The following is a 13,767-nucleotide window of genomic DNA, read 5'->3' as shown; positions in this document are numbered from 1 at the left end:
TTGTGGGAGCAAGGCTTGCCCGCGATCAAGGCGCCGCGGTCTTCAGTGAGATTGCGGTGCTTCTATCGCGGGCAAGCCTTGCTCCCACAGGTCTTGCTTCCACAGGCAATAGGGTTTTTGAGCCGGTTACTGGATCAACGAACCGCGCAGCGAGTGCGGTTGCGCGGCGTCGATGTGCACGTCGGCGAACTGGCCGATCAGGGCCGGGGTGTCGCAGCGGAAATTGACGATGCGGTTGTTTTCGGTCCGCCCTTGCAACTCGCCCGGGTCCTTTTTCGAGTAATCGGTTACCAGAATCCGCTGGACGGAGCCGACCATTTGTCGGCTGATCTCGAAACCTTGCTGGTTGAGGCGATGTTGCAAGGCGTTGAGACGTTCTTTTTTCAGTTCTTCGGGCGTTTCGTCTGCCAAGTCGGCCGCCGGCGTGCCGGGGCGCTGGCTGTAGACGAAGGAATAGGAGAAGTCGAAGCCCACGTCTTCGATCAGCTTCATGGTCTGCTGGAAGTCTTTCTCGGTTTCGCCAGGGAAGCCGACGATAAAGTCCGAGCTGATGCAGATCCCCGGCACTGCCGCGCGCAACTTGCGCAGCTTGGATTTGTACTCCAGCGCCGTGTGGTTACGCTTCATGGCCGCAAGGATCCGGTCGGAGCCCGATTGCACTGGCAGGTGCAGGTGCTTGACCAGTTCGGGGACTTCGGCGTGGGCCTGGATCAGGCTGTCGGAGAACTCCAGCGGGTGAGACGTGGTGTAGCGGATGCGGTCGATGCCATCCACTGCCGCCACGACGCGGATCAGTTCGGCGAGGTCCGCCAGGCGACCGTCGTGGGTCAGGCCACGATAGCCGTTGACGTTCTGCCCCAGCAGGGTCACTTCGCGCACGCCGTTTTCCGCCAGGTGGATGATCTCGGCGATCACGTCGTCGAACGGCCGGCTGACTTCTTCGCCGCGGGTGTAGGGCACCACGCAGAACGTGCAGTACTTGCTGCAACCTTCCATCACCGACACGTAGGCACTAGGGCCGTCGATGCGCGGTTCGGGCAGATGGTCGAATTTTTCGATTTCGGGGAACGAGACGTCCACTTGCGGCAATTTGGTCGCGCGGGCGGCGTCGATCATCTCCGGCAGGCGGTGGAGGGTCTGCGGGCCAAAGACCACGTCCACGTACGGCGCGCGATCACGAATGGCCGCGCCTTCCTGGCTGGCCACGCAACCGCCCACGGCGATGACCATTTCCGGGTTGGCGAGCTTCAGTTCGCGCCAGCGGCCCAGTTGCGAGTACACCCGGTCTTGGGCGCGTTCGCGGATCGAGCAGGTGTTGAGCAGGATCACGTCCGCGTCTTCAGCGCGGGCGGTGACTTCCAGGGCCTGGTGTTCACCCAGCAGATCGACCATGCGCGAGCTGTCGTACTCGTTCATCTGGCAACCGTGGGTTTCGATGTAAAGCTTCTTGGCCATGGACGGGATCATCACGTGATTCAAAGAACCGCGCATTATAGGGAAATAGTGGCCTGTGTGGCTAATTCGCGCACTCAACTTCGGCGCCAGGACTTACCAGGCTGCGTTGCCATTCCTCGCCGTAGCGGGCTACGACTCGTCATGGCGCCTTGCCTGGCAAGCCCTGGCACTCGAATTTGAATGCGCGAATTAACCGTACAGGCCACTGGGTTCCTACCGCCGTGCGAGCAGTGGCTATGCTATAGTTCGCGCCCTCATTTTTACCCGCCGATGTGTTTCGCCAGCCATGACCAAACGTGAAGCTCCAATCTACAAGGTGATTTTCCTCAACCAGGGCCAGGTGTTCGAAATGTACGCCAAGCAGATCTATCAAAGTGATCTGTGGGGCTTCCTGGAGGTGGAAGAATTCGTCTTTGGCGAGCGCACGCAAGTGGTCGTCGATCCGAGCGAGGAAAAGCTCAAGGCGCAGTTCGAAGGCGTGGTGCGCAGCTTCGTGCCGATGCATTCGATCGTGCGCATCGACGAAGTCGAACGCCTGGGCACCCCGAAAATCAGCGAAGCCCGTGGCGCGGTCGGCAATGTGATGCCGTTTCCGATGCCGATGCCTGAGAAGTAGGAAATTTGTTGTTGCGGCGGCGGGCCCTGTAGGAGCTGGCGAAGCCTGCGATCTTTTGATCCTGATCTTGATCTTGATCTTTCGCTCTCGACTCAATTGCCAGTGGAAAGATCGCAGCCTCGTTGCACTCGACAGCTCCTACGCCCCTACGCCCCTACGCCCCTACAGGGGTCAGGCTGTGCGATTCAGGGCAGGGGTGAGAAGGGCGTACGCCCGTCGGCGTTCTGCAATTCCATCAGGTATTTGCGAAAGATCTGCCCCAGCACCTGGGTCGCCACTTCCAGCTCGTCGCGGGGCATCTGCTCGGCGACTTCGTCGGCAGTGTCCAGGGCTTCTTCGGCGCCGTTGACCGCGGCCATCTTCAGGACGATGTAGGCCTGGACGTTGTTGGCCGGCACACCTTCGCCATGGAAGAACATGCCGCCGAGCTTGAATTGCGCCTGGGCATGGCCTTGCAGCGAGGCTTTTTCGAAGTAGTTGAGGGCCAGCTTGAGGTCGCGCGGCGCAGCCTTGCCTTCATAGTAGAACTCGCCCAACTCGTATTGCGCTTGTGCATCACCTGCGTCCGCCGCTTTTTGACAGGCGTCGAGTGCCGGTGCGAGATCTTGTGGCTGGGTATTGAGCGTGCAGCGGCCCAGCGCCGGGATCAACAACGAGTTGCCGCCTGCCTGTGCATTCGCCAGCAGGGGCTGAAGGAGCAACAGGCAGCCCAAGGCAAGGGTGCGGCCGGTGCGGTTCATGGGAATCGACTTACCTCTGAGGGGCGCGCGGACCCTCCGGGGGATCCAATAAGCGCGCATTATGAAATAAGCAGGGCCATCCTTACAAAGTCTTTACTCGTTTTTCTGCTGCGAGGGAATGCTAATAGCTGCTTCGGGCATAAATACGTAGGAAAAGAGCGGGAGATTGTCGGCAATCACTGACGCTAGCTTCAGCCGGCGTCAGTTATCCACAGGCTTACTTCAGTGCAGCAAAGGCCCGTTCGGCCGCATCGAGGGTGATCTTCAGCTCGGTCTCGCCATGGGCGATGGAGGTGAAGCCGGCTTCGAATGCGCTCGGGGCCAGGTACACACCACCGTCGAGCATCAGGTGGAAGAACCGCTTGAAACGGTCGGCGTCGCTGGCCATCACGTCTTCGAAGGTGACGATGTCATCGGCACCACTGAAGTACAGGCCGAACATGCCGCCGGCCTGGGTGGTCACGAAGGGGATGCCTGCCGCGTCAGCGCGAACTTGCAGGCCGTCGAGCAGGCGGGTGGTGTAGTCGGTCAGTTCGGCGTGGAAACCCGGGCGGCTGATCAGGCGCAGCGTGGTCAGGCCGGCGGCCATGGCCAGTGGGTTGCCCGACAAGGTGCCGGCCTGGTAGACCGGGCCCAGCGGGGCGATGCATTCCATGATCTTGCGCTTGCCGCCGAAGCAGCCCACCGGCATGCCGCCGCCGATGATCTTGCCGAAGGTGCTCAGGTCCGGCGTGACGCCGTAATGGGCCTGGGCGCCGCCGAGGGCCACGCGGAAACCGGTCATCACTTCATCGAAAATCAACACCACGCCATGCTGGTCGCACAGGCTGCGCAGGCCTTCGAGGAAACCCGGTGCCGGTGGCACGCAGTTCATGTTGCCGGCCACTGGCTCGACGATGATGCACGCCACTTCCTGGCCGACTTCGCCGAGCATTTTCTCGACTTCTTCAAGGTCGTTGAACGGCAGGGTCAGGGTGTGTTTGGCGAACGCCGCCGGTACGCCGGCCGAGCTCGGCACGCCCTGGGTCAGGGCGCCGGAGCCGGCCTTGACCAGCAGGCTGTCGGAGTGGCCGTGGTAGCAGCCTTCGAACTTGATGATGCTGTCGCGGCCGGTAAAACCCCGCGCCAGGCGGATCGCGCTCATGGTCGCTTCGGTGCCGGAGCTGACCATGCGCACCATTTCCATCGACGGCACGATCGAGCAAACCAGGTCGGCCATCTCGGTTTCCATCGCGGTCGGGGCGCCGTAGGACAGGCCGTGTACCAGTTGCTTGCGCACCGCATCCAGCACGTCCGGATGGCTGTGGCCGAGGATCATCGGGCCCCAGGAGCCGACGTAATCCACATAGCGCTTGTCGTCTTCGTCGGTGACGTACGCGCCTTCGGCGTGCTTGAAGAAAAGCGGGGTGCCGCCAACGCTCTTGAACGCACGAACGGGCGAGTTCACGCCGCCGGGGATGTGTTTCTGGGCATTGGCAAACAGGGTTTCGGAACGGGACATGGTTGGGCTCTCGAAAACGGAAAATGGACTATTTGATCTGCAGCAGCTCGTTGAAGGCGCGGGCGCGGCGCGTCACTTCAGTGGTGCTGTCGGCGCCGAACAGGCCGTGGACCACCGCCAGCAGGTCGACCCCATGGGCCACCAGCGGGGCGGCGTTGTCCAGGGTGATGCCGCCGATGGCGCACACCGGAATATGCAGCTTGAGGTGCGCCTGTTCGAGCAGTTCAAGGTTTGCGCTGGGGGCGCCGGGCTTGGTGTTGGAGTTGAAGAAGCGCCCGAACGCGACATAGCTGGCGCCTTCGCTGGCGGCCTGTTCGGCCAATGCCAGGCTGGCGTGGCAGGTGGCTCCGACGATCGCCTTGTGCCCGAGCAGTGCCCGCACTGGCGCCAAAGGGCCATCAGTCTGGCCCAGGTGCACACCGACGCCCAGGCGTGCGGCCAGTTCGGCGTCATCGTTGATGATCAGCTGGGTCTTGTAGCGCTCGCACAGGTTGCGCAGGGCTTCGGCTTCGCGCAGGCGGCGGGCCTCGTCGCTGCTTTTGTCGCGGTATTGCAGCAGGGTGACGCCACCTTCCAGCGCTGCTTCGACATAAGCGAGGAACTTGCCGGCCAGCAGTTGGCTATCGGTGATGGCGTAAAGGCCACGTAATTTCATTCCACAGGCCTCCGGTGCTACGAGCAGAAATCCAGCGGCAGGCGACGCGGTACGAACTGGCCTTTGCCCAGTTGTTCGGCATCGCGCAAGGTGCGCCAGGTGTAATCCAGCGCCGTCTTGACGGCGCTGGCGAGCTGTTCGCCCTGGGCCAACCGGCCCGCCAGGGCGCTGGCCAGGGTACAGCCGGAACCGTGGTAACTGCCGGGCAGACGCTGGCAGGTAAAGGTTTCGCGCCGGCCATCGCGGCTGTACAGGCGATTATGGACTTCATGTTCGTCGCCGTGACCACCGGTGATCAACAGGTGTTTGACGAAGGGCAGCAGTTTTTCCGCGCACTCATCGGCGCTGCCCTCGGGCAGTTCGGCGAGGATGCGCGCTTCAGGCAGGTTGGGGGTGGCGATGATTGCCAGGGGCAGCAGGCGTTCGCGCATGGCGTAGCCGACCTCATCCTTGCCCAGGCGCCCGCCACCGCCGGCGCGCAGCACCGGGTCGCAGACCATGGGCAGGTGCGGGTGTGCCTGGAGCAACTCGACCACCGTGTCGACCATTTCCAGGGAGCCAAGCATCCCCAGTTTGACCGCCGCCACCTGGGCATCGTTGAGCACGGCATTGGCTTGTGCCAACACCCATGCTCGGTCGAGCACCCGGAAATCGCTGACGTTGACGGTGTCTTGCACGGTCAAGGCGGTAACGGCAGGGGCGGCATGACAACCCTGGGCAAGCAGGGCTTCGATATCTGCCTGCAAACCGGCGCCACCACTGGGATCGTGGCCGGAGAGGCAGAGGACAACGGGGCGAGAGCTGTAGATATTCATGGTGCGCGAGCTTACCACCAAACCCTTCGATCGGCGCGCACCTGCATCAGGGGAAACCCTATTCCTGGTCCAAACAATCGAGTCTGGTTCCAAGGTTGTATTCCAGTCTGACCAAGGCGACAGCTCTATCTCAATGCTTTGCTCTGAAACGCCCGTACTAGAGCCTTCTGTAGGAAAAAATTCAATGGTGCAAATTGGCCATCAGCGGCTATGCTAGGGATGGATCCAACTCATAACAGGTAATGCCGGTTTTACGTCTACTCAGGGAATGGGGGGCTTCCTGACTCAACCGGACAGGCCGCGCTGGGGCTTAAATGCGCTATTTGCTGATGTTGTTGTTGTGCTTGTCCCCTCTGGCAAGTGCCCTTGAATTCGATGAATTCACCCAAAACCTGCCGTTGGGCCATGCCCTGCAGGTGTTCGAAGATGCGGACGGCACGGCCACCATTGACGATGTCCTGGCCCAGGCTGGCGCCGGTGCTTTCAAGCCCCACGACCAAGGCACGCTGAACGCCGGTTACTCGCGATCCGCCTTCTGGTTGAAAATCGACCTGCACTATCGCCCTGCCAACCCGGACACCCAGCGCACCTGGCTGCTGGAACTGGCGTACCCGCCGCTGGATCACCTCGATTTGTACCTGCCCGATGCGACGGGGGCCTATCGCCTGGTTCGCCAGACCGGTGATGCGTTGCCGTTTGCCAGTCGCGAGGTCCGCCAGAACAACTACCTCTTCAGCCTGGCTTTCAAACCCGAACAACAGCAGACCCTCTACCTGCGCCTGCAAAGCCAGGGGTCGATCCAGGCGCCACTGACGCTGTGGTCGAGCACCGCTTATCTGGAACAACAGCCGGTGCGCTTGTATGTACTGGGGATCATCTATGGCGTGCTGCTGGGGATGCTGGTCTACAACCTGTTCATCTACCTGAGCGTGCGCGATACCAGCTACCTCTATTACATCTTCTACATTGCCTCGTTCGGCCTGTATCAGTTGTCGGTCAACGGTGCCGCCGTGGAGTACTTCTGGCCGGATAACCCCTGGTGGGCCAACGCCGCGACGCCGTTCTTCATCGGCTGCGCAGGCCTGTTTGGCAGCCAGTTCGCCCGCAGCTTCCTGCAAACCGCCCAGCATAGTCGTTGGCTGGACCGCTTGCTGCTGGCGCTGATCGCCTACAGCGCCGTGGTAGTCGGCCTGTCGCTGATGACCAGTTATGCCCTGGCGCTGCGCCTGGCGACGGCATTGGCGCTGCTGTTCACGGTGACGATCTTTGCCGCCGGGCTGTTTGCCTGGTGGCGTGGCCTGCGGGTGGCGCGTTATTTCATCATTGCCTGGTCGGCGTTTCTGCTGGGGGGCATCGTCAATACGTTGATGGTGCTCGGTTACCTGCCGAACGTTTTCCTGACCATGTACGCCAGCCAGATCGGCTCGGCCATTGAAGTGGCGCTGCTGTCCCTGGCCCTGGCCGACCGCATCAACGCCATGCGCGAACAGCAGGCCCAGACCCTCTTGGATGCCGGGCAGAAGCTCGAAGTACTCAACCAGCAACTGGCCCATGGCAATAAGCTCAAGGATGAATTCCTCGCCACCTTGACTCATGAGCTGCGCACGCCGATGAATGGCGTGATCGGTTCCCTGGAGTTGATGGAAACCGTCGAGATGGACGAGGAACTGACCCAGTATCAACAGACCGCCGCCGGTTCGGCGCGGGACATGATGCGCATGGTCAACGGCATCCTCACCCTGACCGAGTTGCAGGCCGGCAAACTCAAGGTCTATCCGGCACCGTTCAGCCTGCGTGGGATGGTCGATGCGCTGCAGGTGCAGTTCGGCGCCAATGCCGCGGCCAAGGGCCTGGACTTCAAGGTCGACGTGTCCCCAGGCCTGACGGACCGGTTGCTCGGCGACAGCGGCAAGCTGGCCCAGAGCCTGGAATGCCTGCTGGACAACGCCATCAAGTTCACCCGGGTTGGCGGCCTGGCCCTGCGCGTCAGCGGCAGGCCGACAGCGCTCGATCGGCTGATGCTGTCCTTTGCCGTCATTGACACCGGGATCGGTTTTACCGACCTGGGAGAGGCGACCTTGTACCAACGCTTCTTCCAACTCGACGGCTCGATGACCCGCGAATACGGCGGCCTCGGCGTGGGCCTGGCCATCTGCCGGCAACTGGTGGAACTGCTGGGCGGACGCCTGACCCACACCTCCGAACCCGGTCGTGGCAGCCGTTTTCAGTTGGACGTGGAGTTTGACGTGGCCTTGCCGGCGGCGGTCCCGACGCCGTTTTCCTTCGGTGGCCGCCAGGGCTCGCGCCAACCGCAGGATTGCACGGTGCTACTGGCCGATGACAGCAGCATCGATCAGTTGGTCATGCGGGGCATGTTGCTCAAGCTCGGGTATCGGGTGCGCACCGCCGACAGTGGCCGCGCCGCGCTGGATCTGCTGCACGGCGAGCGCTTTGATGCGGTGCTGCTCGATTGCCAGTTGCCGCCGCTGGACGGCGTGTCGCTCTGCTGCCAGATCCACACCTTGTCCGGTTGCGAGCAATTGCCGGTGCTGGTGGTCAGCCCGAACGTGGGGCGCGAGTGCTGTCCCTCGGGCGCGCAGATCGATTACTTGAGCAAACCAGTGAAATTCGAGGCGCTGCAGGCGATGCTCCAGCGTCGGGTGCTTTGTCCAAGGCAGGGTGAAAGCGCCGACATTTAGGCGCATATGACACTTTGTTCGGCCTGGAGGCGGTGCTTAACTGAATCCCTGGCCGATCGAGGAGCCCTGTCATGAACCTGCACCAGTTCGCTGAAACCCACGACGTCACCAACCAGCCGCCGTCCCTGGATGGTGCCAACCTGTACCGGATCGACCTGCCGCTGCAGCAGTGGTCGCAGCGTTTTGGGGCGGGTTGGGCACAGGCGCGGATCGATGCGTATGGGGCGCTGGCCGGCGGGCCGTTGATGGAAGCGGGCTTCCTGGCCAACCAGAACAAACCGGTGTTCTGCAGCCATGATCGTTATGGCCATCGCATCGACCTGGTGGAATTCCATCCCGCTTATCACCAGTTGATGCGCACCGCCGTCGAGCACGGCCTGCCCAGTTTGCCCTGGGCCCATCCGCAACCCGGCGCGCATGTCGCCCGGGCGTCGATGACCTACCTGCACAGCCAGGCCGAAGCCGGCACTGGCTGCCCCCTGACCATGACCTTCGCCAGCGTGCCGGCGCTGCGCTTGCAGCCGGACCTGGCCGAGCGCTGGCTGCCAAAGGTGCTGGCTACCGAGTACGACCCGCGTAACGTCGGCATGGCCCACAAGGCTGGGGTGACCCTGGGCATGGCGATGACCGAAAAACAGGGCGGCACCGATGTGCGGGCCAACACCACCAAGGCTTATCCAGTGGGCGCCAGCGGCCCGGGCCAAGCCTATGAGTTGGTGGGCCACAAATGGTTCTGTTCGGCGCCGATGTGCGACGCCTTCCTCACCTTGGCCCAGACCGACAAGGGCTTGACCTGTTTCCTGCTGCCGCGCCATCGCCCCGACGACACCCGCAATCAGTTCTATATCCAACGGCTGAAGAACAAACTGGGCAACTGCTCCAACGCCTCCAGCGAAGTCGAGTTCCGTGGCGCACTGGCCTGGATGGTAGGTGAAGAAGGGCGGGGCGTGCCGACGATCATCGAGATGGTCGCCATGACCCGTTTCGATTGCATGGTCGGCTCCAGCGCCCTGATGCGCCAGGCGCTGACCCAGGCCAGTCATCACTGCGCGCACCGCAAGGTCGGTGGCAAGTTGTTGAGTGAACAGCCGCTGATGCAAAACGTGCTGGCTGACCTGGCGCTGGAAAGCGAGTCCGCACTGGCCCTGAGCCTGCGCATGGGCCGGGCGCTGGATCACTTGAATGACGAGCACGAGGCCAAGTTCGCCCGGCTGGTGACGGCGGTGGGCAAGTACTGGATCTGCAAGCGCGCCCCCGCGATGATCAACGAAGCCGCCGAATGCATGGGTGGTGCCGGCTACGTCGAAGACAGCATCCTGCCGCGCCTGTACCGCGAAGCGCCGGTCAACTCGACCTGGGAAGGCTCCGGCAACGTGCAATGCCTGGATGTGCTGCGCGCCTTGTCCAAGGAGCCCGGCGTGCTGGAGGTACTGTTCAATGAGTTGGGCGACGGCCACGGCGACAAGCGCCTGGCCGGCCACATCAACCAATTGCACGCCGCATTCAAGGACACCGACGACATCCAGTACCGCGCCCGGCAATTGACCGAAGACATCGCCGTGGGCCTGCAAGCCAGGCTCTTGCTCGAGGCGGGGAACAGCGATGTCAGCGATGCCTTCATCGCCAGTCGCCTGGGTTCGGCCGGCCGGGTGTACGGTGCCTTGCCCCGGGGCTTGAATGTCGAGGCAATCGTTGCCCGCTCGACCCCACACGGCTTTTAGACACATCACATACCCCTGTGGGAGCGGGCTTGCTCGCGAAGGCGTCGGCACATCCAGCTTCTGGGGTGACTGACCCACCGCCATCGCGAGCAAGCTCAGCTCCCACAGAGCATCCCAGAGTCCATGTGGGGGCAGGGAATCGATCGAGTCCACTACGCCACTGTTCCCGTCGGGCGGCGATGCAGGCAAGATGAAGACCTGCAAGTCAGAACACAGGAAGCTGATCGTGACCGAAGCGTTTATTGTCGTTCAAACCGCCGAACAAGCCGTGGATCGGCTGGCGGCCCTGCACGAGCGTGCGACCACCGCGTTGAACCAGGCGCTGATGCGTTATCTCAAGGACCGCGTCGAGCCGGATGCCGAGCAGCGTGCATTGTTTCGCTATCCCGCCTTGCGCCTGACCTACCACTGCCACGGCGAAGTTCCGCAAACCACGCGTGCCTATGCCAAGGTCCAGTTGCCCGGTACCTACAGCGTCACCGTCACCCATCCCGCCGCCTTCCGTAAATACCTGCTGGAACAGTTGGTCCCGCTGATGCACGACTTTACCGTCACCGTGGAAGTGGGCGTCAGCGAGCAGAACATTCCGTACCCGTACGTGGTGGAGCAGGGCGACGAACTGGCCGGCTCCGGTGTGACTGCCGCCGTGCTGGCGCGGGTTTTCCCCAGCACCGACCTGTCGGCCGCCACCGATGGCATCGCCGACGGCCTCTATGACTGGGAAAACACCGACCCGCTGCCCCTGGCGCTGTTCGACGCCGCGCGGGTGGATTTTTCCCTGCGCCGGCTGGTGCATTACACCGGCAGCGACTGGCGCCATGTGCAGCCATGGATCCTGCTGACCAACTACCACCGCTATGTCGACCAGTTCATCGTCCACGGCCTGGAGCAACTGCGCAGCGACCCGCGCTTTATACGCATGGTCCTGCCGGGCAACGTGATCATCGACAAGAACATGGAGCACAGCGAAGCGTCGGCCATCGCCGCCGGCGTGGTCTGGCACCGCTACCAGATGCCGGCCTATCACCTGCAGACCAATGATGGTCATGGCGTGACCCTGGTGAACATCGGTGTCGGCCCTTCCAACGCCAAGAACATCACCGACCACCTGGCCGTGCTGCGCCCGCATTGCTGGCTGATGATCGGCCACTGCGGCGGGCTGCGGCAGTCCCAGACCATCGGTGACTACGTGCTGGCCCACGCCTACATGCGCCGCGACGGCATTCTCGACCGGGTGGTGCCGCCGAACATTCCGATTCCAGCCCTGGCCGAAGTGCAGATGGCGCTTCAACAGGCCGCGGCGAACATCACCGGCGAAAAGGGCGACGAGCTGAAAAAGCGCCTGCGCACCGGCACCGTGCTGACTTATGACGACCGCAACTGGGAGCTGCGCTGGGCCCAGGAACGTCCGCTGATCAACCTGTCCCGCGCAGTGGCGGTGGACATGGAAAGCGGCACCATCGCCGCCCAGGGTTATCGCCTGCGGGTGCCTTATGGCACGTTGCTTTGTGTTTCGGACAAACCGCTGCACAGCGAAATCAAGCTGCCGGGCTCGGCCAACGCGTTCTATGAGCGAGCGGTCAACCAGCACCTGAAGATCGGCATCGAGGCGTTGGACCTGTTGCGCACCGAACTCAACTCGTTGCATTCGCGCAAGCTGCGCAGCTTCGACGAGCCGCCGTTCCGCTGATGCCCCGTTGAAGGGGATGGTGGTTATTTAACGGTCGGGCCACTAGCATGGTCGGCCCTGACCGTTAGATATTGTATTCGCCATGCCCCGTCCTCCACGCCCTGCTTCCCGTCGCCCTGGCGCGAAGCTTCCAGCCTGCGCCCCGCGCCGTGTGGCCAAGGCCCCGCCAGCCGAGCCGAAGCTGATCCTGTTCAACAAACCCTTCGATGTACTGACGCAATTCAGTGACGGTGAAGGGCGGGCGACGCTCAAGGATTTTATCGACGTACCGGGTATCTACCCGGCCGGACGGCTGGACCGTGACAGCGAAGGGTTGCTGTTGCTGACCAACGATGGGCAGTTGCAGGCGCGGATTGCCGACCCCAAGCACAAGCTGGCCAAGACCTATTGGGTACAAGTCGAGGGTGAGCCGAGTGCTGAGCAATTGCAGCGTTTGCGCGAAGGGGTGGAATTGAACGACGGCATGACGTTGCCGGCCGAGGCGCGCTCATTGGACGAACCGCAACTGTGGCCGCGCAACCCGCCGGTGCGCTTTCGAAAAAGCGTGCCCACGAGCTGGCTGGAGCTGGTGATACGCGAGGGGCGCAACCGCCAGGTGCGCCGCATGACCGCTGCGGTAGGCTTGCCGACATTGCGCCTGGTGCGGGTCAGGATCGGCGACTGGACGATCGATGGGCTCGACCAGGGCCAGTGGAAAGAAGTGCCGGCGCGCTTATAACGTCCCGGATTCGATCAGGCCGATCACCACGCTCTTGATGACGAACGCCGCCACGCCGAGGCCCAGTACAAAAAACAGGATGAACGAGCCAAAACGCCCGGCCTTGGACTTCTTCGCCAGGTCCCAGACGATGAAACCCATGAAAATGATCAGGATGCTGACCAGACCGGTCATCATCCACTCTTCGAAAACAGCAGGATCCATCAGGGCACTCCGGCGTGGGCGGGGTTGAAAAGGCGCGGCGAGTATAAGGCATGAGGCACGGACGCGGGATTGGCCTGCGGCGGTGTGTCGCAGCTATTCATCGGCTGGGCTGACGCCATCGTCGGATCGCCGCCCGGAGCAAGCTCGCTCCCACTCGACGCTGTAGGAGCTGTAGGAGCTGTAGGAACTGTAGGAGCTGTCGAGTGCAACGAGGCTGCGATCTTTCCCCAGACGCTTAAATCTCAAGCGAAAGATCAAAAGATCAAAAGATCGCAGCCTTCGGCAGCTCCTACACGCCACCCAGCGGGAGCAGCCCCTCGCCACAAAAGCGGTCAGCTACGCAGATGAGTCAACGGCAGTTCGGTGCTGTTGAGTACCTGGTTCAGCACAAAACTCGAACGCACGCTGGTGACGCCATCGATCCGGGTCAGGTGCCCCAACAGCAGCTTCTGGTAATGATCCATGTCCGGCACCACCACCTTGAGCTGGTAGTCGGCGTCCATGCCCGTGACCAGGCTGCACTCCAGCACTTGCGGCAGGTTACGGATGGCGGCTTCGAAGTTCTCGAAACGCTCGGGTGTGTGACGGTCCATGCCGATCAGCACATAAGCCGTCAGGCTCAGGCCCAGCAGCTTGCGGTCGAGCAGGGCAACCTGGCGGGAGATGTAGCCGTCATCTTCCAACTGCTTGACCCGTCGCGAGCAGGGGGAGGGCGACAGGCCGATGCGTTCGGCCAGTTCCTGGTTGGAGATGCGCGCGTCGCGCTGCAATTCCGCCAGAATGCTCAGGTCGTAACGGTCGAGTTTGCTCATCGGTCGGGCCTTTATCTTGATAATTGCGGCAGATTATCTGTCCGAGGTTAAAAATTGCGCAAGTGGTGTTTATTTCCGCAATCTTCGCAATCATCCGTCGGCACCCCAGGCTTATGCTTACCACCAAGATCACTGCTCGGA

12 protein-coding genes are annotated in these 13,767 nt (G+C 62.3%); 5 read left to right on the top strand and 7 right to left on the bottom strand.

What is annotated here, in order from left to right:
- Positions 1-126: 126 nt before the first annotated feature.
- Positions 127-1,455 (bottom strand): tRNA (N6-isopentenyl adenosine(37)-C2)-methylthiotransferase MiaB, encoded by a 1,329-nt coding sequence (gene miaB / locus AC09SL_RS23975; RefSeq protein ID WP_058546764.1) that lies wholly within the window; start codon positions 1,453-1,455, stop codon positions 127-129.
- Positions 1,456-1,741: 286 nt separating this feature from the next.
- Here miaB and AC09SL_RS23970 point away from each other — a divergent pair, with 286 nt between their 5' ends.
- A complete protein-coding gene (locus AC09SL_RS23970) occupies positions 1,742-2,071 on the top strand; it encodes a DUF1820 family protein (RefSeq protein WP_003185742.1) in 330 nt (109 codons plus the stop codon).
- A 185-nt stretch (positions 2,072-2,256) separates the two neighbouring features.
- On the opposite strand, the gene AC09SL_RS23965 is transcribed toward AC09SL_RS23970, so the two are convergent.
- The 4 genes from AC09SL_RS23965 to AC09SL_RS23950 form a co-directional block, all read right to left on the bottom strand.
- Positions 2,257-2,811 carry a tetratricopeptide repeat protein gene (locus AC09SL_RS23965; protein WP_014340359.1) on the bottom strand — a complete coding sequence of 185 codons (555 nt, stop codon included), beginning with the start codon at positions 2,809-2,811 and terminating at the stop codon, positions 2,257-2,259.
- Between the two features lie 217 nt (positions 2,812-3,028).
- Positions 3,029-4,312 carry a glutamate-1-semialdehyde 2,1-aminomutase gene (gene hemL, locus AC09SL_RS23960; RefSeq protein WP_058546736.1) on the bottom strand — a complete coding sequence of 428 codons (1,284 nt, stop codon included), beginning with the start codon at positions 4,310-4,312 and terminating at the stop codon, positions 3,029-3,031.
- Between the two features lie 28 nt (positions 4,313-4,340).
- Entirely contained in the window at positions 4,341-4,967 is a 627-nt protein-coding gene (thiE, locus tag AC09SL_RS23955; RefSeq protein WP_058546737.1) for a thiamine phosphate synthase, read from the bottom strand.
- A 17-nt stretch (positions 4,968-4,984) separates the two neighbouring features.
- Positions 4,985-5,782 (bottom strand): hydroxymethylpyrimidine/phosphomethylpyrimidine kinase, encoded by a 798-nt coding sequence (locus AC09SL_RS23950; RefSeq protein ID WP_058546738.1) that lies wholly within the window; start codon positions 5,780-5,782, stop codon positions 4,985-4,987.
- Between the two features lie 314 nt (positions 5,783-6,096).
- On the opposite strand from AC09SL_RS23950, the gene AC09SL_RS23945 reads away from it, so the two are divergent.
- The 4 genes from AC09SL_RS23945 to AC09SL_RS23930 all read left to right on the top strand — a co-directional run bounded on the left by AC09SL_RS23945 (position 6,097) and on the right by AC09SL_RS23930 (position 12,610).
- Complete coding sequence (locus AC09SL_RS23945; RefSeq protein ID WP_058546739.1) at positions 6,097-8,481, top strand: hybrid sensor histidine kinase/response regulator; 2,385 nt, start codon at positions 6,097-6,099, stop codon at positions 8,479-8,481.
- A 71-nt stretch (positions 8,482-8,552) separates the two neighbouring features.
- Positions 8,553-10,202 (top strand): acyl-CoA dehydrogenase family protein, encoded by a 1,650-nt coding sequence (locus AC09SL_RS23940; protein WP_058546740.1) that lies wholly within the window; start codon positions 8,553-8,555, stop codon positions 10,200-10,202.
- A 190-nt stretch (positions 10,203-10,392) separates the two neighbouring features.
- Positions 10,393-11,892 (top strand): AMP nucleosidase, encoded by a 1,500-nt coding sequence (amn, locus tag AC09SL_RS23935; protein WP_165826004.1) that lies wholly within the window; start codon positions 10,393-10,395, stop codon positions 11,890-11,892.
- Positions 11,893-12,043: 151 nt separating this feature from the next.
- Positions 12,044-12,610, top strand: coding sequence for a pseudouridine synthase (locus AC09SL_RS23930; RefSeq protein ID WP_165826064.1), 567 nt, complete (start codon positions 12,044-12,046; stop codon positions 12,608-12,610).
- Here AC09SL_RS23930 and AC09SL_RS23925 read toward each other — a convergent pair.
- The gene (locus tag AC09SL_RS23925) at positions 12,605-12,814 is read right to left on the bottom strand and encodes a DUF2788 domain-containing protein (RefSeq protein WP_007937369.1); all 210 of its coding nucleotides are present in this window, start codon (positions 12,812-12,814) and stop codon (positions 12,605-12,607) included. The two genes, AC09SL_RS23930 and AC09SL_RS23925, sit on opposite strands and share 6 nt — an antisense overlap.
- Before the next feature lie 332 nt (positions 12,815-13,146).
- Positions 13,147-13,626 carry an Lrp/AsnC family transcriptional regulator gene (locus AC09SL_RS23920; protein WP_057451850.1) on the bottom strand — a complete coding sequence of 160 codons (480 nt, stop codon included), beginning with the start codon at positions 13,624-13,626 and terminating at the stop codon, positions 13,147-13,149.
- Between the last annotated feature and the right edge of the window lie 141 nt (positions 13,627-13,767).

This window comes from Pseudomonas sp. PF05, assembly GCF_056521845.1.
The sequence above is the reverse complement of the archived record's forward strand: the minus strand, read 5'-3'. Positions and strand labels throughout refer to the sequence as shown.

Coding starts and splice junctions, on each gene's coding strand:
- AC09SL_RS23945 (WP_058546739.1), top strand. CDS start 6,097: ATGCGCTATTTGCTGATGTTGTTGTTGTGCTTGTCCCCTCTGGCAAGT.
- amn (WP_165826004.1), top strand. CDS start 10,393: ATGAAGACCTGCAAGTCAGAACACAGGAAGCTGATCGTGACCGAAGCG.
- AC09SL_RS23950 (WP_058546738.1), bottom strand. CDS start 5,782: ATGAATATCTACAGCTCTCGCCCCGTTGTCCTCTGCCTCTCCGGCCAC.
- AC09SL_RS23965 (WP_014340359.1), bottom strand. CDS start 2,811: ATGAACCGCACCGGCCGCACCCTTGCCTTGGGCTGCCTGTTGCTCCTT.
- AC09SL_RS23920 (WP_057451850.1), bottom strand. CDS start 13,626: ATGAGCAAACTCGACCGTTACGACCTGAGCATTCTGGCGGAATTGCAG.
- AC09SL_RS23925 (WP_007937369.1), bottom strand. CDS start 12,814: ATGGATCCTGCTGTTTTCGAAGAGTGGATGATGACCGGTCTGGTCAGC.
- AC09SL_RS23970 (WP_003185742.1), top strand. CDS start 1,742: ATGACCAAACGTGAAGCTCCAATCTACAAGGTGATTTTCCTCAACCAG.
- thiE (WP_058546737.1), bottom strand. CDS start 4,967: ATGAAATTACGTGGCCTTTACGCCATCACCGATAGCCAACTGCTGGCC.
- miaB (WP_058546764.1), bottom strand. CDS start 1,455: ATGGCCAAGAAGCTTTACATCGAAACCCACGGTTGCCAGATGAACGAG.
- AC09SL_RS23940 (WP_058546740.1), top strand. CDS start 8,553: ATGAACCTGCACCAGTTCGCTGAAACCCACGACGTCACCAACCAGCCG.
- hemL (WP_058546736.1), bottom strand. CDS start 4,312: ATGTCCCGTTCCGAAACCCTGTTTGCCAATGCCCAGAAACACATCCCC.